Origin of the sequence: Vibrio sp. B181a, from assembly GCF_030248375.1 — a bacterium.
In the GTDB taxonomy this organism is placed as follows: Bacteria; Pseudomonadota; Gammaproteobacteria; order Enterobacterales; family Vibrionaceae; genus Vibrio; species Vibrio campbellii.
In genome coordinates, this window is sequence record NZ_JAHGAD010000093.1 from 14,877 (window position 1) to 41,367 (window position 26,491).

A 26,491-nucleotide genomic window follows, 5' to 3' on the forward strand; every position below is an offset into this window, starting at 1 on the left:
TTTTCCTTTATTAATCAATTTTTCTTACTACAAAAACGGTGACCATGCGGGAGCTCTTACACGCCCATTTGTTGCCGGTAATCTAGCTTTAAATCGACCATCAATTGACACCATCGATAGTACGTTTTTCTTGTTGTAAATCGAGCTATAGATAACCATGCCACCATTTGGGGCAATGCTCGGAGACTCATCAAGCAATGTTTTTGTTAGAACCTGAAGAGCGCCTGTTTCCAAATCTTGTTTAGCCAAGTTGAAACCCGAATCACTGCGATTCACCATGACTAGGAATCGACCATCAGGGGTGATTTGACCACCTAAGTTTTGGCTGCCTTGCCAAGTCAAGCGGTTAGTAGAACCGCTGCCCAAATCTACTTGATAAATCTGAGGTTTACCACCCCTGTCAGATGTGAAAATCAGTGATTTACCATCAGGGTGCCAGAACGGTTCTGTATTATTTGATCTGCCACGCGTAATTTGTGTCAGCTTGCGAGTTTTCAGATCCAAAGTGTATACCTGAAGCGAGCCAGTCTTAGAAAGTACCAGTGCTAACTGACTGCCATCTGGAGAGAATCTTGGCGCACCATTGTGACGAGGGTATGAAGTAATCTTCTCGCGCTCGCCGGTATAGATGTTCATGATGAAGATTTCAGCTTGGCCATTTTGGAAGCTAACATAAGCCAGCTTTTGACCATCTGGAGACCATGCAGGAGACATCAGTGGCTGCTTAGAACGTAGAACTAAACGCTCGTTGTAACCGTCGTAATCCGCAACACGAAGTTGGTAAGGGAAGTTATCTTTATCGTTCACTACCACGTAAGCAATACGCGTCATAAACGCACCACGTTCACCCGTCAGCTGCTCGTAAACCAAGTCAGAGATTCGGTGTGCGTATTCACGCATACGTGGGCCTTCAACTGTTGCAACCTTGTTGAACAGAACATGATCTTTAGAAAGGACCAGTTCACCGTCACCACCCAATGCTTTGCTCTTACCACCAGTTAGCTGGCCGCGCACTACGTCAACCAATTGGTAGTTAACTACGTAGTTACCCTGCTCGTTCTTTTTGATTGAGCCAGTAAGCAATGCGTCCACACCTAAGCCGGTCCACGCATCAAAGTTCACCTCTGATTCGTTGAATGGCGTTTGGGGCATTTTGCTGGTTGGTACCGGGCTGAATTTACCACTGCGTTGCAAGTCAGAAGCAATCACAGCAGAAATATCGGTAGGAAGCGGTTCACTGCCTTCCCATTTGAATGGAACAACAGCAATTGGTCGTGCTGAATCAATACCATCGGTAATCACCAGCTCTAATGCAGCGTGAGCTACACTCGTCAGACTGCCAAGCAGTACAAACATTCCTAGTAAAAGACGTTTAATCACGGCTTATCCCTTATTGTTGTAGTGCGACCGTAAGGTTAATATCCTTCAGCCTTTGGTTAACTGTTGAATCGGTAGACATTGGAAAACTTGGCACTTGTGCGATTGCACTCTTTGCAGCCGCACATACTCTAGAGTCTCCAGAAAGCACACTCACCGATGAGACTATCATGTCTGCCCCTGTCGGAATCAGCTTAATGTTAACTCTACACTCCTTTCCCAATAAGTAGTCGTCCTTTAGCAATTTGCTTTGAATAAGCTGAGTATAGATTGAGCTGTAACGAGAAACTTCGTCAGCGACAAATTGCCCTTGTGCCTGTTGGTTTGCACTCGACTCACTTTCTAGACCGGCAAAGATGTCATCCAGTGCCGCTTCTTGTTCTTTACGCTCACGCTCGATTTGTTCAAGACGCTCTTTTTCTTTACGCGCTTTCTCTGCGGCCTCTTTGGCTGCCTTTTCTTTCGCGATACGTTCTTGTTCGGCTTTTGCTGCAGCTTCGCGTTCACGTTTCGCTTTTTCTTCCGCTTCTTTCGCGGCTTTCTCACGCGCTACACGTTCCTGCTCTGCCTTACGTACTGCCTCTTCTTTGGCTTTACGCTCTTTCTCGGCTTTTGCTGCTTGCTCTTTCGCTTTGCGAGTGCGTTCTTCTTCGGCCTTACGCTCTTGTTCTTTCTTCTTGCGAGCAGCTTCGGCTTCACGAGCGGCTTTGGCGTCTTTTGCCTGCTGCTCTTTTAGCTTACGAATCTGTTCTTCTTCAGCTTTGCGGTTTTTCTCAAGCTGCTCAGCTTCACGTCTCAGTTTATCCAGACGGTCTTGCTCTTTCTTCGCGGCTTTTTCGCGTTGCTGACGAATCTCGTTCGCTTGTTTCTGAACAAGTTTTGGATCAATCACCACAGCCTGAACCATCTGCCCTGTCGGCTCTGGTTTCGACATTGTGAAATCCGTACCCCAAAGCAAAGCAACGACTAACAGCGCATGCAAACCAACCGATATCGCTATCGGCTTGGTGTATTCTTTGCGTTTCTTCTTGTTGTCTTTCATAGATGTACGATGTCTATTCCTTGATATCGGTCATCAGACCCACTTTTGGGATGCCTGCACGACTTAACTCGTCAAGCAAAAGTACAACGTCAGCGTATGGCGTTGCCGCATCACCACCGACTGCAACAGGTGAATCAGGCTTAATCTCACGCTCGGCTTTCACGCGCACAATCACGTCTTGTAGTGATAGACCGCGTTGAACCTCTTCATCATTCACGCTCAGGCCTAAATTGCCGTCACGATCGATTTCGATAATGATGAAGCTGCTGTCAGTATCACCAGCGAGATCTTGCATGGATTCAGCCGTCGACGTTTGTGGTAGATCCACATCCACGCCTTGAGTCACAAATGGAGCGGTCGCCATGAAAATGATCAACAGAACAAGCATCACATCGATGTAAGGTACGACGTTGATCTCTGCAGTCATTTTACGCTTTTTAGGTTGGTAACCCGCCATGACTTATTCCTTACTTGCGCTGTCTCGACCCGCCATCGCTTGACGGTGCAGAATGCTATGGAATTCTTCAGAGAAAGTTGCGTATGTGTGTTCTAGCTTACTTACTTTATTGCTTAGACGGTTGTAGGCCATTACCGCAGGGATTGCCGCGAATAGACCCATCGCTGTCGCAATCAGTGCTTCTGCGATACCTGGCGCTACCATTGAAAGCGTTGCTTGCTTCACTTCACCTAAAGCGATGAACGCGTGCATGATGCCCCAAACGGTACCAAACAGACCAATGTATGGACTGATAGAACCAACCGTTGCAAGGAATGGTAGGCTGGTTTCAAGTTCATCAACTTCACGAGCAACGGCGACGCGCATTGCACGGCCAGTACCTTCCATGATGTAAGCTGGTGAGTTTGCGTTGCTCTTACGTAGGCGTGCGAACTCGGTAAAACCTGCGTAGAAGATTTCTTCTGTGCCCGTGATGTCGTCTTTGCGGCCTTTCACTTTTTGATAAAGCTGTGAAAGATCCGTGCCCGACCAAAATTTGTCTTCAAATGACTCTGCATCTTTTGATGCTTGAGATAAGACTTTGCTGCGCTTAATGATCATAGCCCATGATGCGATTGACATGCCTAGCAGTGTCAACATCACAAGCTTTACCAACAGACTGGCCTGAAGAAAGAGATCTAAAATGGAAATATCAGCAGTCACTATTTGTTAGCTCCGAATTGATAAATGATGGAATCGCAATTGGCTTCATTTTCTTATTATCGATACATGCTACCTTAACCATTGCCTTGCACAATGTTCTGCCTTCATCATTGACTAACTCTTGACAGAATTGCAGGGAAGCACGTTTTATTTCTGACACTCGGGTTAGAACGGTCAAATGCTCGTCCAGCCTAGCGCCTTGGTTGAAATCGATATCCATGTGTCGGACAACAAAGCCTATGTTTTGTTCCAATAACACATGTTGGGAAACGCCTTTTGCACGCAACATCTCAGTGCGTGCACGTTCAAAGAATTTCAAATAATTTGAATGATATACAACGCCGCCCGCATCCGTGTCTTCGTAATACACGGTGATCGGCCAGCGGAAGGGATTTGATGTGCCTTGCAAGGGAGTACCAGTAATTTCAATTCTTTAAAGCAATTACTATAACTGAAGCGGCAGTAATTGGTACTGAGCGAAGGGAATATTTTTGAATTTTGTAGAAAAAATAAAAGCCAGACAAACTGCCTGGCTTTTATTCGATGATTTAGTAACCGACTTTATTTCAGAGTGTAACGCTTACATGAAATACAGTGCAGTTAGATAAATTAGGATAGCGAGTGAGAAGTAAGGGCTGAACAATACTTGCCAGTACCAGTTTCTCGGTTTAAAACCCACGCCATACACCATGCTTGAGCAACAAGCCCAGATCAATGCAGGCGCGATAAACGCATTAAAGCCACCAATTTCTCGATGGTATGCGTTTGGGTCCCACATCACCAATCCAACGTGCATAAAGCCGAGGATTAAGGCCAAGACTCTCAGCAGAGTCTTGTCCATTGGTGCGTGAAGTTTCGCTACCTTGTTAGCGAGATTACTCACTGTCTTTATCCATCATTTCTGAGTGCTCTAACCAAAGAGCGTTGATGATACCGAATGCACAAGCAAGTAGTACACCTAGAATCCATGCGAAATACCACATAGTAATAGCTCCTTAGTAAAGTGAGTTTTTGTTGTCTTCGATGAACTGATCATCCAAGCGACCGAACATCTTGTAGTAAGTCCAAGACGTGTAAGCCAAGATGATTGGAACCATAACAAACGCTACGCCTGTCATTAGGTTCAGAGTCAGTTCAGATGACGTTGCATCCCACATTGTTAGGCTGTGGCTTGGCACTAGGTCTGATGGCATGATGAATGGGAACATCGCAATACCAGCAGTAAAGATAACGCCAGCGTTACCTAGGCTTGATGTTAGGAACGCAATACCACACTTCTCTAGACGAGATGCCAATACAGCTAGAAGCGGCATAGCAACACCCAATACAGGTGCAGCCCATAGTAGTGGGTAAGTTTCGAAGTTCGTCATCCACGCGCCTGCTTCACGGATAACCTCTTTGTTTAGAGGGTTAGACGCTGCTGCAGTATCGATGCCACCTACGATTACGTAGCCTTCAATGTTTTGGATCCAGAAGCCTGCTGCTACGAAAGCAACCACTGTTAGTAGGCCAGTAAGCTGAGCTACGTTACGAGCACGAGTATGTACTTCGCCAGTTGTTTTCATTTGTAGCCAAGTTGCGCCTTGCATCAGGATCATGAACAAGCTTACTAGACCACATAGTAGAGCAAATGGGTTTAGTAGACCGAAGAATGAACCGTGGTACGTTGGCATTAGGAACTCGTTCAACTGGAATGGAACACCTTGTAGAAGGTTACCAAACGCAACACCAAAGATGATTGGTGGAACGAAGCCACTGATTGAGATACAGATATCCCAAGTGTTACGCCATTTTGGGTCTTCGATTTTCGAACGGTAATCAAGACCAATTGGACGTAGCCAAAGTGCCGCTAGAGTTAGGATCATCGCTAGGTAGAAACCAGAGAACGATGTTGCGTAAACTAGAGGCCATGCAGCGAACAATGCACCACCTGCAGTGATAAGCCATACTTGGTTACCATCCCAGTGCGGAGCGATTGAGTTAATCATCACACGACGTTGCGTGTCGTTTTTACCGATTACAGGTACAAGCGCGCCTACACCCATATCGAAACCGTCAGTAATCGCGAAACCAACTAGTAGAACACCGATCAGTACCCACCAGATGAATCGCAAGATTTCGTAATCAAACATCTTGTTATCTCCTTGCCTTACGCTTCTACTTGGCGACTAACTTTGTCTTCAACAGAGTCAGCGTTTTGCTCGAAGTGGTAGCGACCTGTTTTCAGGCTGCTTGGACCTTTACGAGCGAATTTCACCATTAGGTATACTTCTGCGATTAGGAACACAGTGTATAGCGCTAGGATTGCGAATAGTGAAGTCCAAATCTGACCTGCAGTCAGTGCAGATGCCGCTACGTGAACTGGTAGAATCTCACCTACTGCCCAAGGCTGACGACCGTATTCTGCGACGAACCAACCTGCTTCGATCGCAATCCATGGAAGTGGAATGCTGAACAATGCTGCTTTAAGAACCCAAGGTTTCTGTTCGATCTTCTGACGACATGTTTGGATGAATGACGCACCGAATACGAATAGCATGATGAAACCACACGCAACCATGATACGGAATGACCAGAATAGTGGCCAAACTGTTGGGATAGAATCATCCGCAGCCGCTTGGATTTGATCTTCTGTCGCATCAACAACGTTTTCTGTGTAACGTTTTAGAAGTAGACCGTAACCTAGGTCACCTTTCACTTCGTCAAACGCTGTCATGTTTGCTTCAGACTTGTCGCCTGCGCGCAGTTTTTCAAGTAGCTCGTACGCGTACATACCTGTACGGATACGGTCAACGTGCTCTTCACGTAGATCGTGTAGACCTGTTACTTGCTCGTCAAATGAACGCGTTGCGATGATACCCATTACGTAAGGGATCTTGATTGCGTAATCGGTGTTCATTGTTTCTTGGTTTGGAATACCAAATAGCGTGAATGCTGCAGGCGCAGGCTCTGTGTGCCATTCTGCTTCAACTGCCGCTAGTTTCACTTTTTGAACTTCACCCAACTCGTAACCAGATTCGTCACCTAGAACGATTGTCGATAGGATTGCTGCCATACCGAAAGATGCTGCGATAGCAAATGAGCGACGAGCAAACGCCACGTCACGGCCTTTCAGTAGGTAGTATGAACTGATGCCTAGAACGAACATTGCACCACACGTGTAACCTGACGCTACTGTGTGTACAAATTTAACTTGCGCTACTGGGTTTAGAACAACGTCTGCAAAGCTCACCATTTCCATACGCATGGTTTCGAAGTTGAATTCTGCGCCTACTGGGTTTTGCATCCAGCCGTTCGCGATAAGAATCCAAAGTGCAGAGAAGTTAGAACCTAGAGCAACCAACCAGGTTACCGCCAAGTGTTGACGTTTCGATAGACGATCCCACCCGAAGAAGAATAGACCAACAAAAGTTGACTCCAGGAAGAAAGCAACCAGTGCTTCGATCGCAAGTGGCGCACCGAAGATGTCACCTACATAGTGGGAATAGTAAGACCAGTTCGTACCAAACTGGAACTCCATGGTAAGGCCGGTAGCCACACCAAGTGCAAAGTTAATACCGAACAGCTTACCCCAGAACTTGGTCATGTCCTTGTAGATTTGCTTGTTCGTCATTACGTACATCGATTCCATAATGGCCAAAAGGAAGGCCATACCAAGGGTCAATGGTACGAATAGGAAGTGATACATCGCTGTCAGTGCAAACTGCAACCGCGACAGATCAACTACGTCAATCATGGTAACTCCTATGTGTCGGCTGAATGACACTCTCTACATATTGCAATCCATACACAAGTGTTATTTACACTTGAAAAATGTTGAATTATCACAACGCTTTGTTGCAAAAATGTGCTTCGTTGGTTAGTTAATTGTTAAGCATCAGCTAATATAGCTGGGCCTAATATTACTTCTAAAAACAGTTTGTTTCAAAAGGTTTATAGCAGGAAAGCGCTTTGATATATATCAATCTTTAGGCGTCGAATTTGAACAAAAATCCATCAATTTGATCTAGATCAAACGATATTTAAAAGGGATGTTAAAGGAGCGTAATCAGGAGAGAGATTTATCAGTTGGCTAAGAACATAGAGTTAACAACCAATAAGTTTTTATTACCTATTTAGTATTAGAAGAGATTTAATAAATGAGAGGTTGGTCAACATTGGTGAAAAGCTGAGCACTACGTGCTCAGCGTTGAAATCTTACTTTTCAATTCCGAAATGCAAATAAGCACGATCGGTGGCAATTCTACCACGCGGAGTGCGTTGCAAATAGCCTTGTTGGATTAGATATGGTTCAAGAACGTCTTCGATGGTGTCTTTCTCTTCACCGATCGCCGCTGCCATGTTGTCCAAACCAACAGGTCCACCACCAAACTTCTCCATGATAGCTAACAGCAGCTTACGGTCCATATAATCGAAACCTTCGGCATCGACATCAAGCATGTTCAATGCTTTGTCTGCGGTATCAGCACAAATATGACCGTTGCCTTTTACTTCCGCATAGTCACGAACTCGGCGTAGCAATCGGTTAGCAATACGTGGCGTGCCACGAGCACGGCGAGCAACTTCTAACGCCCCTTCCGACTCCATAGACAACCCCAAACAGTCAGCACTGCGCTGAACGATATCTTGCAGGTCTTTCACTTTGTAGTATTCAAGACGCTGAGTAATACCAAAACGGTCACGCAATGGTGATGTCAAAGAGCCTGCACGCGTCGTTGCACCGATCAAAGTGAAAGGTGGTAAATCAATTTTGATAGAGCGCGCCGCCGGACCTTCACCAATCATGATGTCTAACTGGTAGTCTTCCATTGCTGGATACAACACCTCTTCAACCATCGGGCTTAAGCGGTGGATCTCATCAATGAACAACACATCGTTTTCTTCTAAGTTGGTCAACAGCGCCGCTAAGTCCCCTGCTTTCTCAAGTACAGGGCCTGAAGTGGTACGAATGTTCACTTCCATCTCATTGGCAACGATATTCGCAAGCGTGGTTTTACCCAAACCTGGAGGACCAAAAATCAAAAGGTGGTCGAGCGCTTCATTTCGCAATTGAGCGGCTTTAATGAAAATTTCCATCTGATCACGCACGTGATCCTGACCTTGGTAATCCGCCAGTTTCTTAGGACGAATCGCACGGTCGATGACATCTTCATCACGAAACGAAGGATTCTCTGGCGCGATTAAACGATCGGCTTCAATCATATTGTTCCCTTGGGCTTTCCGTTACACCATTGATTTTAGTGCTTCACGGATCAGTTGCTCACTGGTCATATCCGGTTTAGCGATCTGAGAAACCACTTTCGACGCTTGAGTCGGCTTGTAACCTAGAGCAAGAAGCGCACTGATTGCCTCTTCTTCAGCGTTGTTAGAAGCCGCAGAGCCAGCGTCCGCAGGTGCTGCATCAGTAAACGGAGTAAACAGATCGCCAGCGCCCCACCCTTTCAGGCGGTCTTTCATTTCAACGACGAGGCGTTCAGCCGTCTTCTTACCAACACCCGGTAGTTTTACAAGCGTTGAAATGTCTTCACGCTCTACACAAGAAACGAATTGGCTCGCCGTCATACCTGAAAGGATACCCAGACCTAGCTTAGGACCAACACCGTTCGCTTTGATCACTTCACGGAAAAGCGCACGTTCTTTTACTGTGTTGAAACCGTAAAGCAATTGCGCGTCTTCACGCACAACAAAGTGAGTATAAATAATGGCTTCTTCACCGACATTTGGCAGTTCGTAGAAACAGCTCATTGGCATCTGAACTTCATAACCAATGCCATTAACTTCAATTAAAACTTCAGGTGGTTGCTTTTCAAGCAGAGTGCCGCGAAGACGTCCAATCACTATAAATACTCTTTGGAAATGAATTTGCGACAGGATAATAAAGAACTGGATAGACATCCAGTCCTTTATGCGGTGGGGTTAGATTTTTGAGACAACTTGATCAAGTTGCTGTGTAAGGTTGCGTACCGCGACCACTTGCCCATTCAACTCGGTTCCGTATTGCGCGACAGTTTCGGCAATAGTTTTGGTGTTCACTACACCGTTAGCCACTTCACTGCTGGCTTCATCTAACTCTTTTAAAGCCGTCATTTGCGTTGCCATGATGCCAGACAGACTCTGCACATCATGAGAAATGGTGGTAACTTGCTGAATAATGGTGTTCATTCGCTCTGTGCTTGACGTCACAACGCTTTGACCATGCTTCACTTCTTGTTCACTGCGATCAAGCAAGTTGCGAATTTCCACGGCCGACTGACTGCTCTTAGCCGAAAGCTCTCGTACTTGGTCCGCAACGACCGCAAAGCCTCTACCCTGCTCACCCGCTCGCGCCGCTTCAATAGCGGCATTGAGTGCCAACAAGTTGGTTTGCTCTGCGACCGAGGTAATCAAGTCTGCCACTTTCATGATGTCTTCATGGCTGGTAATGATCTGGCTGATCGCTTGGGTTGAATCCTCCAGCAATTCCGAGCTTTTCTCAGCTTGTTGATGAACGTCTTCACTCTTCTCTCGTAGCTCTTCGACAAACTTACTGGACTCTTCAATCCCCGTCGCCATGTGATGCACTTGCTGACTCATTTGCTCGGCTGCACTCGCTTGGGATTCACTGTTTACATTGAGCGCATTCACTTGAGCATCTAATTGTGATGATTGTTCGTCCAACACTTGGGAGACTTGTTTCAACTCACTTGAGTTTTGATTCGCCTGTTCTAGCACCTCTGCTAAACGCAGCTCTCCTTCTGTTGCCTTCTGGGCCACCAACTCACTTTCTGCTTTGGCTTTCTCTGCACTTTCAATCGCGATGTCTCGCTGCTTGGCGGTAAAGGCTTGTGCAATACAAATCACCACCAGCGGTAACACGGTGCCTGACCATATTTCCACACGCTGGGCAGATTCAGACAACACAAGTTGAGGAAAACCAAAACCAGACACATGCTGATACGTCATTACCGCAGAAAGCACTATCACTAACGCGCTCCAAGAGATCGCCATGATACGAGTGCCAGATAAAAAGAAAGCGACGACTAACAAAGGTACCCAGTAAGTTTGGGTTGAATCGACCACACCACCACTTTGATAGATGATGTTAAGCGCATGCACTGACATGCCAACAAAACCCAAATTGAGCGACAATGCTGGTTGCTTGAACCATTTCAGGCTGAAGGCGGATATCAGCTCGAGTGCGATTAAGAGTATTGAGGTGAAAATTAAGCTTTCATGTCCATGTTTGGACCATTTGATCAGGCTGTAGATCCCGACGAGGAAAGCGATGAGGGTAAATAGAGAGAGGATGTCGGCTTGACGTTGTTGTGTTCTCGTCCATTGAGTTTGGCGCGGCATAAATGCACTGCGCCACAGCGTGGCTGGATTCATGTTCAATCTTCCTTGATTGATTTCTTATTAGACCTCTGACCACTATAGTTTTGTAACATTTTCTCAACAAATTTAATCCCTAAATCTGTCTGAGATGTCTCATTTTTAATACGAGAACACGCCTAACGGTAACGACCTTTTCTTGCACTGGTTGCTTTGCCTGCGAGCGCCACAAGTGTCTTATTCGTGTTAGCGTGACAAATGGCAACACCTAACGCATCGGCAGCATCGGCTTGAGGCTTGGCTGGCAATTTAAGCATGTGTTGAACCATATGTTGAACCTGTACTTTGTCTGCGCCACCTGTACCTGTTACCGCTTGTTTAATGAGGCGAGCCGCGTACTCATGCACCGGAAGATCCGCATTCACTGCCGCCACAATTGCGCTACCACGCGCCTGCCCTAGCTTTAGTGCAGAATCGGCATTCTTCGCCATAAAGACTTGTTCGATGGCAAATACATCTGGTTGAAACTGGGTGATGATTTCTGTTACGCCTGCGTAGATTTGCTTGAGACGACCTGGCAACTCTTTTTCAGAAGTGCGAATACATCCGCTGCCTAGATATTGCAAGTGACGACCTTGCTGGCGAATCACGCCATAACCGGTAATACGAGAGCCTGGGTCAATGCCCAAAATAATTGACATGAAGAGTCCTAATCAATAACTCACTGTAAGTATGAGAATAGTTGCCATTAAAACAAAAACTCCCGCAGATGCGGGAGTTTTTTCTTTAATTATTGTGCGCTTATTCTGCGTCTTTTTCTTTCGCAACTGTTACTGCAATCGCTAGCTCTTCTAGAGCCGCTGGGTTTGCAAGGCTTGGTGCGTCTGTTAGTAGACACGCCGCCGCAGTTGTTTTAGGGAACGCGATAACATCACGGATGTTCTCTGTACCACATAGTAGCATCACTAGACGGTCTAGACCGAATGCAAGACCAGCGTGTGGAGGCGTACCGAATTTCAGAGCGTCCAGTAGGAAGCCGAATTTCAGTTGTTGCTCTTCTGCATTGATACCTAGGATATCGAATACTGCTGCTTGCATTTCTGCGTTGTGGATACGTACAGAACCACCGCCTACTTCGTAGCCGTTTAGAACCATGTCGTATGCGTTTGAGTTCGCCGCTGCTGGGTTCGCTTTTAGCTCTTCCGCAGTCACACCTAGAGGTGATGTGAATGGGTGGTGCATTGCGTGTAGGTTGCCTTCGTCGTCTTCTTCGAACATTGGGAAGTCAACAACCCATAGAGGAGCCCATGTGCCTTCTTTAGTTAGATCTAGGTCTTTACCAAGTTTAAGGCGAAGTGCACCTAGTGCTTCAGCAACGATGTTAGCTTTGTCTGCGCCAAACAGGATGATGTCGCCAGATTCCGCTTGAGTGCGATCTAGGATGCCGTTGATCACGTCTTCGTTTAGGAATTTAGCTACTGGAGATTGGATACCTTCCATGCCTGCTGCACGGTCGTTAACCTTCATCCATGCTAGACCTTTCGCACCGTAGATACCTACGAATTCTGCGTAACCGTCGATTTGCTTACGAGTAAGCTCAGCACCACCTGGTACGCGGATAACTGCTACGCGACCTTTCTCGTCGTTTGCTGGACCAGAGAATACTTTGAACTCAACGTCTTTCACTAGGTCAGCAACGTCTACTAGTTCTAGTGGGTTACGTAGGTCTGGCTTATCAGAACCGAAACGACGAATCGCTTCGCTGAACGGCATTACTGGGAATTCACCTAGGTCAACGTTCAGTAGCTCTTGCCACATTTCACGAACCATTTTCTCAGTCGTTGCACGAACTTGGTCAGCCGTCATGAATGACGTTTCGATATCGATCTGAGTGAATTCTGGTTGACGGTCAGCACGCAAGTCTTCATCACGGAAACACTTAACGATTTGGTAGTAACGGTCAAAACCAGACATCATTAGAAGCTGTTTGAATAGCTGTGGAGACTGAGGAAGCGCGTAGAAGCTGCCTTTGTGAACACGGCTAGGTACTAGGTAGTCACGAGCGCCTTCTGGTGTCGCTTTTGTTAGTACTGGTGTTTCGATGTCTAGGAAGCCGTTGTCATCTAGGAAACGACGAACAAAGCTAGACGCTTTAGCACGTAGCTTGATGCGGTCGCTCATTTCTGGACGACGTAGATCTAGGTAACGGTACTTCAGACGTTGCTCTTCAGAGTTCTTTTGGTTGAAGTCTAGAGGCAGAACATCAGAACGGTTGATGATTTCAAGACCTTTCGCAAGGATCTCAACTTCACCAGTTGCCATGTCTTTGTTTACTTGGCTTTCTGGACGAACGCGAACTTCACCAGTTAGCTTGATACAGAATTCATTACGAAGTGTGTTAGCCACTTCATACGCATCTGCCATATCTGGATCAACAACTACCTGAACGATACCTTCGCGATCTCGCATATCGATAAAAATAAGACCGCCTAAATCACGACGACGGTTAACCCAGCCGCAAAGTTCTACAGTTTGTCCTGCAAGGGACTTGTTCAGGTGACCACAGTAATGGGTACGCATAATGAAATTCCCAATCTCTCAAATATTGTTAACTACGCTCTGTCAGCCTCATTGCCGAGCAGAGTAAAGATCCATTTATACGCTGAAAGCCTATGAAAATCGACTACTCAACATACAATTAAGTGTGTTTTATCATTCATTGGTGGTTTTTAGTACAACAAATGTTCAAAAGCGCACCAAAGCGAAAAAATTGGTGGGGATTATAGCGTGAAATTACCCATTTCAGCAAAACTCTCGTAAAGTGGGCTCAGGAAAAAACGTAAAGCAGAGATATGGATAATTTACCCCTTCGACTTGGATTGACCATGTGGTCGCACAACCAGTGGCAACAAAGCTTTTATGGCAGTGGCACCAAGCCTGTAGAGCGACTCGAAAAGTACGCGCAGGTGTTCCATACCGTAGAAGGCAACACCACCTTTTATGCCACACCGACTCTCAACACGGTGCAAAACTGGAAAGCCGCGACTCACGACGATTTCAAATTCACCTTTAAGTTGCCAAAAGCCATTACTCACGAACAAATGCTCAGAGGTTGCGACGAGCAGCTACGTGACTTTATGACGGTAATGGAACCACTTCATGAACGTGTTGGGCAATGGACGATTCAGCTCCCTGCTGCATTTGGTCCAGAACACCTCGATAGATTGAAGAAGTTCTGTGCCAGCTTTCCGCCGAATTTCCCGCTTGGGGTAGAAGTTCGTCACATGGCGTTTTTCTCCAAAGGTGAAGAAGAACGTGCGCTGAATCAGTGGCTATTAGAGAGCGGCATTGACCGCATTATTATGGACAGCCGCCCTGTATTCGCCGCGCAGCCGACGACCGAAGCGGTGATTGACGCCCATCAGAAAAAGCCGCGCGTCCCGGTGCATGCTATAGCAACGGCCAAGCACCCAATGATTCGTTTTATTGGCCATCCAGATATGGACGATAACCTGCGCTTTTTCGAACCTTGGTTAAAGAAATTGCCGATGTGGATTGAACAAGGCATTCAGCCGTACTTGATGATTCACACGCCAGATAACGTCTTAGCACCAGAACTGGCTGAAAAGCTTTATAAACAGCTACAACTTAGGCTTTCACTGCCGAACTTGTCTGTATTTCCTGCCAACGATGGCAACTCGCAAATACAAATGTTTTAGACAAGCTTATAATTAAGCAAATGACAGAGGCGCGAATTTCCCATAAAATACGCGCCTTTTTTGATGCCTGACATTTCAGGCGGCTTGTATGCAGAGATTTGGTTATGAACCCTAAGAGCAATCCAGATACTATTTTTTCGGCTCCAATCGATAAAATTGGGGATTTCACGTTCGATGAACGCGTAGCGGAAGTTTTCCCTGACATGATTCAACGATCGGTGCCGGGTTACAGCAACATCATTTCTGCAATTGGTATGTTGGCAGAGCGTTTTGTTAAGCCTCACTCAAACATCTACGACCTAGGTTGTTCTTTAGGTGCTGCTACGCTTTCGATGCGTCGTCATATCAAACAAGAAGGTTGCCAAATCATTGCAGTGGATAACTCTCCTGCGATGGTTGAGCGCTGTAAGCTTCACGTCAACGCGTACCGCAGTGATACGCCAGTTGATGTAGTAGAAGCGGACATTCGTAATATCGAAATCGAAAACGCATCCGTTGTGGTGCTGAACTTTACGCTTCAATTCCTTTCTCCAGAAGATCGCTATACGCTACTAGAGAAAATCTACGCAGGTCTGCGCCCGGGCGGCATTTTGATTCTGTCTGAAAAGTTCGTGTTTGAAGATGAAGTTTCCAACGAGCTGTTGATTGACCTTCACCACGACTTTAAACGTGCAAATGGCTACAGCGAACTAGAAATCAGCCAAAAACGCAGCGCGATTGAAAACGTGATGCGCCCAGATTCGAAGAAAGATCATAAAGAGCGTTTCGCAGAAATTGGTTTCTCAAGCTACGACGTTTGGTTCCAGTGCTTTAACTTCGGTTCGATGTTTGCGATTAAATAAGCTTCGCGACACAGTTCGCTCTCATTAGGACGTCATCCTCAAGAGCGAGGAACGAGCGAGTTGGGGATCTCTTATCAAAAACGATAAAAACCGAGATTCCCTATCACGTTCGCCCCTCACTGTAGGGAATGACACATTTAACTTTTACCCAGGGTCTGCTGACTCCATAAACTCAGTGAAAAACTATGTTTAATTTTGCTAATTTTTATCAGTTAATCGCTCAAGACACTCGTCTTCAGCCGTGGCTAAACGTATTACCTCAACAATTAACAGATTGGCAAAACGCTGAGCACGGTGACTTTGGTCGCTGGCTGAAAGCGCTGAACAAGATCCCACAAGGCGCACCAAACCAAGTGGATATCAAAAACTCAGTGACTATCAGCAACGATACGCCTTTCCATGAAGGCGAGTTGAAAAAGCTAGAAAGCCTACTGCGTACATTCCACCCATGGCGTAAAGGTCCATACACAGTGCACGGTATTCATATCGATACTGAATGGCGCAGTGACTGGAAATGGGATCGCGTGCTTCCTCACATCTCGCCACTGAAAAATCGCAGCGTATTAGATGTGGGTTGTGGCAACGGCTACCACATGTGGCGCATGCTAGGTGAAGGTGCACGCCTAACGGTTGGTATCGACCCTTCTCATCTGTTCCTAATTCAGTTCGAAGCGATTCGCAAGTTGATGGGCGATGACCAACGCGCTCACCTTCTTCCATTAGGGATTGAACAGCTACCTAAGTTAGAAGCGTTCGACACCGTATTCAGCATGGGCGTGCTTTACCACCGTCGCTCTCCACTGGATCACTTGGTGCAGCTAAAAGACCAGTTGGTATCAGGCGGTGAGCTTGTTCTGGAGACACTCGTCATCGAAGGCGATGAAAACGCGGTATTAGTTCCAACGTCTCGCTACGCGCAAATGCGTAACGTGTACTTCTTCCCTTCAGCGAAAGCGCTGAAAGTGTGGCTAGTACTGGTTGGCTTTAAAGATGTGCGCATCGTAGATGAAAACGTAACGACGGTTGGTGAGCAGCGCACGACCGATTGGATGACACATAACTCACTGCCGGATTACCTTGATCCAAACGACCCGAGCAAAACGGTAGAAGGCTACCCTGCGCCTCGTCGAGCGGTACTTGTGGCAACCAAGCCATAATTAACTGAGATTTCTGACATTGTCTTAACTCACTCCCTCCGTTAAGACATTAACCTCTCTTCAAATCTAATTAAGGATGCATATTGCGTCCTTAATTTTTTGGCTTTTCGTCACTATTCCTCACTCTGTAAGAGACTGTCGCAGATTCTTGCTTGTGAGCGATTGTCGATAACGCTAAACTCCTAAAAAACAAACAACTTACTCCAATCCCAAGGTTTTCAATGTTTATACGATTGACTCCGGTTGTTGCCATCGCCTTACTATCTGGATGTACTTTAACCAAAGGCGAACAGTACCACCAAGAAACGTTAGCTGCTATTCAGGCTTCTGAAACGAATTTCAATACTCGCGTTACCAACTTAGAGCTTCAACTTAGTAACCAGTCGGATTACATCGAGAATCTGGAAGACCAAGTGGATAAGTTAAATGGCGAACTTAGCACCTTCCGCAAAGAAGCGATGGACGAAGTCAGGAAGCCAAAAGAACCTATCATTGTTCAAGCGCCTGCTCCTGTTCAAGCCACTCCTACCCATGACATTGTCCTTGGCTCAATTGAGCGAGTGACGATCGATTCAATCAAACAAACTTTCGATGCTCGCGTAGATACTGGCGCAGCGACTTCTTCACTGAATGCAGTCGATATTGAAGAATTCGAACGAAATGGCAAAAACTGGGTGCGTTTCCACCTTGCTGACAATACCAAGTCAGAAGAAGAGAAAGATATTTGGATTGAAGCGCCAATTATTCGCTACGTGAAAATCCGTCAAGCAACCAATGAAGAACTAGAGCGTCGAGCTGTTGTTGAACTTTGGGTACGCGTTGGAAAAATTCATGAAAAAGCGCAATTTACGTTGGCAGATCGCTCTCAAATGAACCATCCTGTGTTACTAGGAAGAGAATTTATGCGCGACATCGCATTGGTTGATGTAAGCCGTAAATATATTCAAACGGAAGAAGAGAAAAAATAATAAGGTAGATTATGACGTCCAGAATACCATTTTACCTGTCAATCATCCTTTTGGTGGTGGCAGGCATCGCCTTGAGTGTTTTCAGACATCAGAATTACGGCGTTCCTTGGACTCCAGGTGAAACACGTCAAGTTTGGGATGTTGAAGCCCGCATTGAATTCAATGCAAACGGCGGTGAAGTAAAAGCTTCTCTTGCTGCCCCTCATACACAAAAAGGCTACACTTTAATCGGTGAGTCTGCGTCGTCTCCAGGTTACGGTGTTTCTTACGTAAACTCGGATTCAGGCCGCCGTGCTGAATGGTCAATTCGTCAGGCAACTGGCGCACAAACCATTTACTACAAAGCACAATTCTTGGTTGATCCTCAAGCGAAGGTAGACGAACTACCACCATCGGGTGAAATCACCAAACCTACCCTTTCAGCTCCACAACAAGCGGCTGCAAACGCGTTGATTGAGCGCGCGATGAGCCGTTCGGCAGACAACGAAACTTTCGCTCGTGAGCTGATCAAAACACTCAATGATCCAGACAGCCAAAACGCGGCACTGATTCTAAACGACTTTGATCGCACTGATGCACTGCATAAAATCTTGCTTACTGCAGGTGTACAAAGCAAAACCGTTGGTGTTATCGAGCTAGAAGATGGCCGTCGTCGTCAAACCATCCAACCTATGGTTCAAGTTTGGTCTGGTGACAAGTGGGTTCTGTTCTCACCGAATTCAGAACAAGCGGCAGCACAACCTAACCTTCTGGTTTGGGATGAATCAAACGTTTCTCTACTTGACCTAGTGGGCGGTAAAAACAGCCAAGTTCACTTCTCAATGATCAAGCAAGAACTCACGCCGCAAGAAGCAACAGATAATAAAGTGGAAGCTGACGGTCTATTGAACCTATCGATCCACAGTTTGCCTCTTGAAGAACAAGCAATGTTCAAGACCATCATGCTGATTCCAATCGGCGCTCTGATCGTCGTGTTCCTGCGCGTTATCATCGGTCTTAAGACATCCGGTACCTTCATGCCTGTTCTGATTGCGGTTGCCTTTGTACAAACGCAACTTGTGACTGGTATCGTTGGCTTCCTATTGATTGTTGGTACGGGTCTGATCATCCGAAGTTACTTATCGAGGCTAAACTTACTTCTGGTAGCAAGGATATCCGCGGTTATCATCACGGTAATCATGATCATCTCTGTGTTCACGGTTGTGGCATTCAAGATTGGTCTAACTGAAGGTCTAACCATTACCTTCTTCCCAATGATCATCTTGTCATGGACTATCGAACGTATGTCGATTCTATGGGAAGAAGAAGGTGCGAAAGAAGTAGCGCTTCAAGGTGGCGGTTCACTGCTAACAGCGGTACTTGTTTACTTAGCAATGACTAACACGTACATCCAGCACCTAACGTTTAACTTTATCGGCCTACAGCTTATTGTACTGGCAGGTATTCTACTACTAGGTACATACACGGGTTACCGTCTAACTGAACTGCGCCGCTTTAAACCACTAGCGGAGGACTAAACGATGTTTGAACGTTTTACTTCGCCATCAAAGCTTCGCCATAAAGGCATTATGGGAATGAACAAGCGTAACCACAGCTACATTGGTCGCTACAATGATCGTTCCAAATACCCATTGGTGGATGACAAGCTAAAAACCAAGATCATCGCTGAAGCAGCAGGCGCGACTGTGCCTGCTCTTATCGGTGTGATTGCCAGCCAAGCTGAAGTGAAAAAGATCCACAAAATGGTCGAAGACTGGCCTGGTTTTGTAATCAAACCAGCACAAGGCAGTGGTGGTAAAGGTATCTTGGTTATCACTTCGCACAAAGATGGCGTCTACACTAAGCCATCAGGTGCTACCTGTAACAAAGAAGAAGTTGAGCGTCATATCAGTAACGCACTAGCGGGTCTTTTCTCGCTTGGTGGTAAGAATGATGTGGCTGTGGTTGAGAACTTAATTAAGTTTGATGACTGCTTCGACGGCTTCAGTTACGAAGGTGTGCCAGACGTACGTATCATTGTATTCAAGGGCTACCCTGTGATGGCGATGATGCGCTGTTCTACGGCAGCATCAGATGGTAAGGCGAACCTTCACCAAGGTGCGGTTGGCGTTGGTATCGACATCGCAACAGGCAAAGCCATTCGTGCTGTACAATTTGACCAACCAGTCACTCACCACCCAGATACTGGGAAAGACTTGTCGACACTGCAAGTGCCTCACTGGGAGCGTTTGCTAGAGCTTGCGTCTAGTGCTTGGGAAATGACAGGCCTTGGTTATATGGGTACCGACATGGTATTGGACAAAGAAGAAGGTCCAATGGTGCTTGAGCTGAATGCACGTCCTGGTTTAGCAATCCAAATTGCTAACGGTGCTGGCCTTCTACCTCGCTTGAAACACATTGAAAGCCTTGGCATGCCAGCCGAGTATCCAAAACCGAAAGAGCGCGTTGCGTACGCAGCCGAACAATTCGGTGTGAAATCTCAGTTCTGATGTCCTCGCTAGCAACCATGATCATGGTTGCTAGCCTAGTCTTGGTTGTATTTTGATGTAAGAATTGACCATTTGATATGGTTAAATACCTCTCCAGTAACAATCTCTCCCACCCCGTGTAAGCGTTAGAGGTTTAAATTGAGCAATCAGTGAACATAAAAAGTGCCACTAACCGCTAGGTGATCGGAGAGATCCCATATTCCCCACATATCAGTATCAAAAGTACGTAAGACCTCTATTGAAGCTTTGCTTGAAGCAACGGCTCCATTATCAACATACAGAAGATAATCTAACCGCTCACGCTCAGATACATCACCACCAGCCAAATTTATATTTACTAATGGATCATAGCTGTACTCTAGGGGGCCACTCAGCGTCGGCTCTAATAAATTTAAGGAATCAAGCAGCATAGAGAAGTCCAGTGGGAACTTATGTTTGGCAATATTGAAATCCCCCCCTAGAATGATTGGCTCATCGTCAGGTATATTTAACTGCTCTAGAAAGGCTTTTATTTCATATATCTGCAATATTCTAACATCTCTATGTTTTTGCGAGTTCCAAGATCCTAAATGAAGATTAAGAAAATGAAAGTTGCGTCCATCTTTTAATATTTTAGTGTATAAAACACCTTTATCAGCAGCACAGTCGGTACCGATACAGTTATCAAAAACATGCTGAGATTGAGCTATTATTGGAAATTTGCTAAATGTAACTACGCCACCATCATAGGTATTGCTTCCCCCACCATCAAGCTTTTCACTCCTATATTCAAAGTGTTCACGCATAGTAGCGTAAATTTCGTTCTCATTTTCTCGACGAAACACTTCTTGCATAAATACTACATCATATTCCTTAGTCTCATTTACAATCTTATCATCTCTAAGATTCATATTAGATCCGATATAAGGCAACATCCAAACATTATAAGTTAGTACTCTTATATTATTTTTACTGTAAGGCTCAATAACTTTTTTTCTATCTACAACAAAAGTCACATCATCGTAGCCTCCAGTATAGCTAGCTTTATAGTAGTATTGAAATTCACCCTTAGATGAGGAATAAATATTCCTATCAGATTTAAAACCACTTACATGAGTAGTCTCAGGATCAGTAAGAGTAAAAGACATATTTGAACCAAGTAAATTACCATCTAACTTCAACGCCAATGTCAGATGTTCATACCCTAAAAATATAAAGAAATAATAACTTTTTCCTGATTCTATATTACTATACCGACTTAGCTTAGAAACCTTAAAATATTGATATGGTTCTATAACATCAATTCCATCACCACTTATTATATTAGAATCTCCTGAAGAGAAAACATTAATTATCTCATCAGTATTATTTAAAACATAGATATTGCTATCTGCTCTAGAATAGCTCATTAAAAAGAGATTAATTAAGAAAGTTATTATTATTTTCCTAGCCATAAACTACACTCTAAAATATATTATTTAATTAATTTTAAAAGTTCACCCTGAGGAGGGGGGCGAATGATTTTTTAGCCTCTCCTTCTTCTATATTGATTAACTAATAGCTAGAAAATTTTCAACATTTATATAGAAAAATAGATAATAGCATGAGTTTGTTAAATATTTCCCCTTCTTATTAAGAAAACACTGTAAGATAAAATGGTTATTTAACTAGCTAAAAAGTCACCACTAGACAAGAAAAGATTACGTCTCATTTATCCTTCAACTCTCTTGATAGAAATGACTAGACTATTGATTATTTTGAATTGAATCAAGGTACAAACGTTTCAAGTAATACCAGTAGCTATAATTAATCGTTAGCTTCAACACATCGGAATTTACTAGAAAGAACCTGAACGATTAAGATTATCTGTGATTTGGTATGAGCCTGAGTATAAATTTAATAAATCTAGGCCAAGATTTAAAAGTAGCATAAACAAAAACGCCCGCAATCATTGCGGGCGTTTGGTTTTATTAGATTCGGAGTTTACGATTCAAACTCTTCAATCATCTCTTGCGCTTCGGTCTTAGGCTTATCCGTTTGACCAAAACCACGCAGACCAACTACGTGTACATGCTCGTGGTCTTTAAACACCTTACGCACCAGTTTGTAGGTCGTACCTTTCTCTGGGCTGATGTTCTCTGGTGCCGCGATAAGAAGCTGCATATCCAGACGGTCACACAATTCGAACAATGTCGCGATAGACTTGGCATCCAGACGTGCTGCTTCATCCAAGAAGAGCAGACGACAAGGCACAATGTCTTTGCTTCGTAGACGACGAGACTCTTCTTCCCAGCTTTGAACAACCATCAATAGGATTGACTGACCGGTACCGATCGCTTCACCTGTTGATAGCGCGCCAGACTCAGCTTGTAGCCAACCATCTGTACCACGGTTCACTTCTACACTTAGCTCTAGGTAGTTACGGTAATCCAGTAGCTCTTCACCCAGTACCTGAGGAGAACGTTGACCCATATCGATATGTGGGTTCACACGTTGGAACAGTTTCGCCATTGCTTCAGAGAAGGTAAAGCGAGTCGATTCAAACAGATCTTTATGCTGCTCTTGCTGTGTCGCTAGACCGTTCAGTAGCACTTCGTGACTTTCGCGGATCTTCACGTTCAGACGTACGCCCTTCACCTGACCGAACGAGATGTTCGACAAACCTTGGTTCAGCATACGAATACGGTTTTGCTCACGCTGAATCGTCTTCTTGATGATGCTCGCTACTGACTCAGAGCTGATCGCTAGACGGTTTTCACGTTGCGTTAGCTCTTCTGTTAGACGCGCTAGCTCTACTTCCATTTCTTCGATCGCTTCCACTGGATCATCAGTACGGATGATATCCTGACGAATACGCTCACGAAGATGCTGGTATACAGCAATGTAGAACAGGACTTTACGCTCTGGACGTGCGTTGTCTTCTGATAGACGCAGCGCATCACGCAGGTCGTCATTGTTCGCAACCGCTAGACGCAGCGCACCCAATGATTTATCAGACATTGAACGCAGTTCATCCGCTGACATGTAAGCCAGTTCACGCTTGTGTAGGCGACGCTCAACATCGTTCTCGCGCGCCAGACGAAGTACCGAGCACCAGCCGGCTTTCGCTGCAACCACGAAGGTACGCAGCTCAACGTATTCTTTCTGAACTTTCTTCAGACGTTTCGCCAAACCTTTCATCTCTAGCTCAGTAGAGGTGATCGTACGCTCGTATTCGCTCTTACGGCTACGAGAAGTGTGTAGACGCTCATGCAACTCATCACGACGACGCATTGCACGTTCTTCTGCACCTTCGTCAGCGTTCACGCCAAACTCTTGAAGTTCTTGTTTGAACTCTTGAACCGTTTCCAGTTTCGCTTGGTGCGAACTCTTCAATGATGCCAATACTTGGTTGTATTGGTTCATTTGACCTTGCGACTGTTTTAGCTCTTCACGAGAGCGGGTACGCATTTGTTCAGCTTGAACCAATTTCGCTTTTAGCTGCTCGCTCAGTTCGCTGCTCTTGTTCAGTAGGTCTACTGAATCTGAATAAGCGAAGTAGTGGCGACGTTCAACAAGATCTGAGAGTGCAAAGATTTGCTTCTTAAGATCTTGTAGCTGTTCGTCTGCCGCTTTGTATTCTGCTTCTAGCGCATCGAATTGCTCTGGATCGGCATCTAGGGCAACCGCCACTTTTTCCAATTCCGCCACCGCTTTCGCGTGGTTGGTTAGGAAAGCTTTTGCTTCTGAAAGCTGAGCGATTTTCTCTTCCAACTCATCAAAGCGTGCTTGCAGCGACTCATCCTCAATCAGCGCCATGTTTGGTGCTAGCTTGTCTAGAGAAGACAACGCTTGCTTGCTGGTTTGAAGCTGAGAACGTTGTTGTTGCTCTTTCGCATCCAGATCAGCCAGTACGCGAGCGATTTGGTTACGCTTGTCACGAATGGTTGCCAATGCTTGCTCTGGGTCAGCTTCAAATGCTACTTGAATGTGGCTTGCCACAAACTGGTTGAACGCTTGGTAAAGACGCTGCATTTTTTGCGAATCGAATGCTGCTTTCGCATGCTTCTCAACCACTTCTTCACGTTCGTTACGAAGTAACTCTAAACGCTGCTCACGTGCCGCACGGCCAAACAATGGGATTTCAGGCAAGCGAGAGTAACGCATTTGGCGATCGTTCATACGAACGCAAACCGCGCCTTCTAGCTCTTCAGCGTCGAATGAGCTGTCATCAAAGGCATCGATGTCACCTTCAATGATGTACAAGTCTTCTGGACAGTCGTCTAGCTCTACCAGTTTCTCTTCGATACCAGATAGGTCAGATACAACGATAGCGTGACGAGCCGGGCCGTACATCGCACTGAAGTAAGGCGCGTCATCAATTGTGATGTCATCGTAGATCTCAGACAGCAATACGCCGCCTAGAGTATCTGCCAAACCTTTCAGGCGAGGGTCGTTTGAACCACCAGGTGAAGCAAGACGCTCAATCTCAGTGTCAAGTTGGCTGCGACGCTCTGCTAGTTTGTCTTTTGCCAGAGAAAGGGTCTTCTCTTGCTCAAGCACCACTTGCATTTGGCTCATGACTGACTGGCTATCTTCTAGCTCAGCGCCACTTTGCTCACGCAGTTTTTCTAGCGCATCGTTCGCCGCAATCCATGTTGGAGCAATGGCTTCTAGCTTGTTGATTTCCGCTGCTGCATCTTGCTCTAGACGACGCTGTTCGCTGCGTTGCTCACGCACGTCTTCCTGAGTCATTTCTAGCGAGTCGATTTGCATCGCATGACGCTCACGTTCTTGTTCAAACGTGATTTCGTCAGTCAGTTCAACATGGAACTGTTTTTGGTATTCGTTGACTAGCTCGCGCGCTTGACGTTGCTGGTTAAGGCTACGCTCAAGGTCACGGTGCTGTGCACGCCATTGTTGTTCGTTTTGCGCGACTTGCTGAGATTCACGCGCTTTCGCAATTGCGGTTTTCGCATGTTCAGACGCGTCTCTGCGCTCAACTTGACCAACGATGCTTTGTACCAGTTTAAGTGCAGTTTCGAATTGCTCTGCTGCTGCAGAAGACATGTCCAACTTGTGCTTAACCGATAGCAACGCGTTGGTGCTTTCTGATTCTTTGCTTTTGAGTTCAGAGACAAGCGCTTGTGCCGATTCTGCCGTTAGGCTGTCATCGTCAAGTAATTGTTTCGCTTTTTCCAGCGCTTGAACCGCTTGTTGGTATTGAAGCGCGCGAGTTTGCTGAACGTCGAGCGCTTGTTGGTAGTCCGCCAGTTGCGTCTTAAGGCTATCCACCTCTTCTTCCGCAACGGTCGCTTGCTCTTCCACCATCATCACGCGTTCTTGCGCTTCTTCCACTACCATCATTTGTTCTTCAAGACGCTCACTCAGCTCTTCAAGATCTTCTTGGTAGCGTTCGATCTTCTCTTGCTGGCGCAGTGCATTTTGCACCAGTTGCAAGTGATCCGAAGCCGCTTGGTAATCTTGCTCTAGCGCAGATTCCGACTCGATCAACAGTTCTAGCTCTTCTTGAACGCGGTTAAGCAGGTTGTTTTGCTCAACGAGAGTTTCACGAGAACCGAACAGCTCTGAACGCAATGACAGTGTTTTATCTAGCTTATTGCGACGGTCGTTCGCGTGACGCATGTAGTCCGCCGCCACGTAGTTGGTCGACTCTGTGATCAAGTGTTTGAACAAGTCACGGTCTGCTTGCGTGGTTTTGATCGCTTCTAGCGTCATGCGGTTTTCACGCAGCGCCGATTCCATATCTTGGAACGCTTTCTTCACGCCGCCGTTTTGTGGCAGAAGGTAGTCACGTAGCGAGCGTGTAATCGCACTTGAGATACCACCGTAAAGCGATGCTTCGATCAGGCGGTAGAACTTAGAGCGGTCACCAGAGTTACGCAGTTTCTTCGGAATCACACCGAATTCGAACATCTGTGAGTGGTAATCCACGATAGAAGAGAAGGCTTTGAATTGAACACCTTCAAATTCTGTGATCGATTCTTTTACTTCGTTGATTTGACGTACACGAGCTTGAGTCGCTGATACGCTTTCAATCAAGATATCCGTTGGTTTCACATGGCTTGGAAGGCCTTGGATAACAAACGGTTTGATGTCTACTTTCTTATCACGACCCGCAACTTGCTGCAGTTTTACTGCGAACAATAGGCGTTGGTTACGTGAGTTCACCACGTCTAGCGCCGCATAACATGCGCCCGGCTGTAGCTTACCGTACAAACCTTTGTCGCGAGACGATTGGCTGCTGCCCGCTTCTGTCGTGTTACGGAAGTGCAGTAGCGTTTGGTCAGGAATCAATGCGGTGATGAACGCCGCCATTGTGGTTGATTTACCGGCACCGTTACCACCTGATAGCGTGGTGACCAGACCATCGATGTCAAACGTACGGGCAAAGAAGCCGTTCCAGTTGACCATGGTCAGCGATTGATATTTACCGCGTTCAATCATG

The 26,491-nt window shown here is 45.9% G+C and carries 22 protein-coding genes; 6 read left to right on the forward strand and 16 right to left on the reverse strand.

What is annotated here, in order from left to right:
• Positions 1–27: 27 nt before the first annotated feature.
• The 14 genes from tolB to aspS form a co-directional block, all read right to left on the reverse strand.
• Positions 28–1,380 carry a Tol-Pal system beta propeller repeat protein TolB gene (gene tolB / locus KIO97_RS24610; protein ID WP_005426162.1) on the reverse strand — a complete coding sequence of 451 codons (1,353 nt, stop codon included), beginning with the start codon at positions 1,378–1,380 and terminating at the stop codon, positions 28–30.
• Between the two features lie 10 nt (positions 1,381–1,390).
• A complete protein-coding gene (gene tolA / locus KIO97_RS24615) occupies positions 1,391–2,419 on the reverse strand; it encodes a cell envelope integrity protein TolA (RefSeq protein WP_212581681.1) in 1,029 nt (342 codons plus the stop codon).
• 13 nt (positions 2,420–2,432) lie between these two features.
• Complete coding sequence (gene tolR, locus KIO97_RS24620; RefSeq protein WP_009842719.1) at positions 2,433–2,876, reverse strand: protein TolR; 444 nt, start codon at positions 2,874–2,876, stop codon at positions 2,433–2,435.
• A gap of 3 nt (positions 2,877–2,879) precedes the next feature.
• The gene (gene tolQ, locus KIO97_RS24625) at positions 2,880–3,578 is read right to left on the reverse strand and encodes a protein TolQ (RefSeq protein WP_005426224.1); all 699 of its coding nucleotides are present in this window, start codon (positions 3,576–3,578) and stop codon (positions 2,880–2,882) included.
• On the reverse strand, positions 3,568–3,987 hold the full coding sequence (gene ybgC, locus KIO97_RS24630) for a tol-pal system-associated acyl-CoA thioesterase (RefSeq protein ID WP_005426200.1): 420 nt from the start codon (positions 3,985–3,987) through the stop codon (positions 3,568–3,570). Before ybgC ends, tolQ begins: the two co-directional genes overlap by 11 nt.
• Before the next feature lie 171 nt (positions 3,988–4,158).
• Positions 4,159–4,461, reverse strand: a complete 303-nt coding sequence (gene ybgE / locus KIO97_RS24635; RefSeq protein ID WP_285384228.1) for a cyd operon protein YbgE — start codon at positions 4,459–4,461, stop codon at positions 4,159–4,161.
• Complete coding sequence (gene cydX / locus KIO97_RS24640; RefSeq protein ID WP_000270284.1) at positions 4,454–4,561, reverse strand: cytochrome bd-I oxidase subunit CydX; 108 nt, start codon at positions 4,559–4,561, stop codon at positions 4,454–4,456. The genes ybgE and cydX overlap by 8 nt, the downstream gene beginning before the upstream one ends.
• A gap of 12 nt (positions 4,562–4,573) precedes the next feature.
• Positions 4,574–5,710: a cytochrome d ubiquinol oxidase subunit II gene (gene cydB / locus KIO97_RS24645; protein WP_038889166.1), complete on the reverse strand. Its 1,137-nt coding sequence runs from the start codon at positions 5,708–5,710 to the stop codon at positions 4,574–4,576.
• 17 nt (positions 5,711–5,727) lie between these two features.
• Positions 5,728–7,314, reverse strand: a complete 1,587-nt coding sequence (gene cydA / locus KIO97_RS24650) for a cytochrome ubiquinol oxidase subunit I (protein ID WP_038889167.1) — start codon at positions 7,312–7,314, stop codon at positions 5,728–5,730.
• A 461-nt stretch (positions 7,315–7,775) separates the two neighbouring features.
• Positions 7,776–8,780, reverse strand: coding sequence for a Holliday junction branch migration DNA helicase RuvB (gene ruvB, locus KIO97_RS24655; RefSeq protein WP_009698277.1), 1,005 nt, complete (start codon positions 8,778–8,780; stop codon positions 7,776–7,778).
• Positions 8,781–8,801: 21 nt separating this feature from the next.
• On the reverse strand, positions 8,802–9,416 hold the full coding sequence (gene ruvA / locus KIO97_RS24660) for a Holliday junction branch migration protein RuvA (protein ID WP_010447275.1): 615 nt from the start codon (positions 9,414–9,416) through the stop codon (positions 8,802–8,804).
• 78 nt (positions 9,417–9,494) lie between these two features.
• A complete protein-coding gene (locus KIO97_RS24665) occupies positions 9,495–10,946 on the reverse strand; it encodes a methyl-accepting chemotaxis protein (protein WP_079401137.1) in 1,452 nt (483 codons plus the stop codon).
• A 122-nt stretch (positions 10,947–11,068) separates the two neighbouring features.
• Positions 11,069–11,590: a crossover junction endodeoxyribonuclease RuvC gene (gene ruvC, locus KIO97_RS24670; protein WP_005426231.1), complete on the reverse strand. Its 522-nt coding sequence runs from the start codon at positions 11,588–11,590 to the stop codon at positions 11,069–11,071.
• Between the two features lie 100 nt (positions 11,591–11,690).
• Positions 11,691–13,469 carry an aspartate--tRNA ligase gene (aspS, locus tag KIO97_RS24675; protein WP_103410076.1) on the reverse strand — a complete coding sequence of 593 codons (1,779 nt, stop codon included), beginning with the start codon at positions 13,467–13,469 and terminating at the stop codon, positions 11,691–11,693.
• A gap of 272 nt (positions 13,470–13,741) precedes the next feature.
• Between aspS and KIO97_RS24680 the strand changes: the two genes are divergently transcribed.
• The 6 genes from KIO97_RS24680 (at position 13,742) to KIO97_RS24705 (ending at position 20,064) form a co-directional block, all read left to right on the forward strand.
• A complete protein-coding gene (locus KIO97_RS24680; RefSeq protein WP_285384229.1) occupies positions 13,742–14,608 on the forward strand; it encodes a DUF72 domain-containing protein in 867 nt (288 codons plus the stop codon).
• Positions 14,609–14,712: 104 nt separating this feature from the next.
• On the forward strand, positions 14,713–15,450 hold the full coding sequence (cmoA, locus tag KIO97_RS24685; RefSeq protein ID WP_285384230.1) for a carboxy-S-adenosyl-L-methionine synthase CmoA: 738 nt from the start codon (positions 14,713–14,715) through the stop codon (positions 15,448–15,450).
• A 185-nt stretch (positions 15,451–15,635) separates the two neighbouring features.
• A complete protein-coding gene (cmoB, locus tag KIO97_RS24690; protein WP_285384231.1) occupies positions 15,636–16,607 on the forward strand; it encodes a tRNA 5-methoxyuridine(34)/uridine 5-oxyacetic acid(34) synthase CmoB in 972 nt (323 codons plus the stop codon).
• Positions 16,608–16,828: 221 nt separating this feature from the next.
• Positions 16,829–17,575, forward strand: coding sequence for an ATP-dependent zinc protease (locus KIO97_RS24695; protein ID WP_005426107.1), 747 nt, complete (start codon positions 16,829–16,831; stop codon positions 17,573–17,575).
• An 11-nt stretch (positions 17,576–17,586) separates the two neighbouring features.
• The gene (locus KIO97_RS24700) at positions 17,587–19,092 is read left to right on the forward strand and encodes an inactive transglutaminase family protein (protein WP_005426303.1); all 1,506 of its coding nucleotides are present in this window, start codon (positions 17,587–17,589) and stop codon (positions 19,090–19,092) included.
• 3 nt (positions 19,093–19,095) lie between these two features.
• Entirely contained in the window at positions 19,096–20,064 is a 969-nt protein-coding gene (locus KIO97_RS24705) for an alpha-L-glutamate ligase-like protein (RefSeq protein WP_012127439.1), read from the forward strand.
• A gap of 146 nt (positions 20,065–20,210) precedes the next feature.
• Here the strand turns inward: KIO97_RS24705 and KIO97_RS24710 are convergent, their stop codons facing one another.
• Together KIO97_RS24710 and mukB are read right to left on the reverse strand one after the other, a co-directional pair.
• Positions 20,211–21,497 carry a sphingomyelin phosphodiesterase gene (locus KIO97_RS24710; protein ID WP_285384232.1) on the reverse strand — a complete coding sequence of 429 codons (1,287 nt, stop codon included), beginning with the start codon at positions 21,495–21,497 and terminating at the stop codon, positions 20,211–20,213.
• Between the two features lie 529 nt (positions 21,498–22,026).
• Positions 22,027–26,490 (reverse strand): chromosome partition protein MukB, encoded by a 4,464-nt coding sequence (gene mukB, locus KIO97_RS24715; RefSeq protein WP_285384237.1) that lies wholly within the window; start codon positions 26,488–26,490, stop codon positions 22,027–22,029.
• Position 26,491 lies beyond the last annotated feature (1 nt).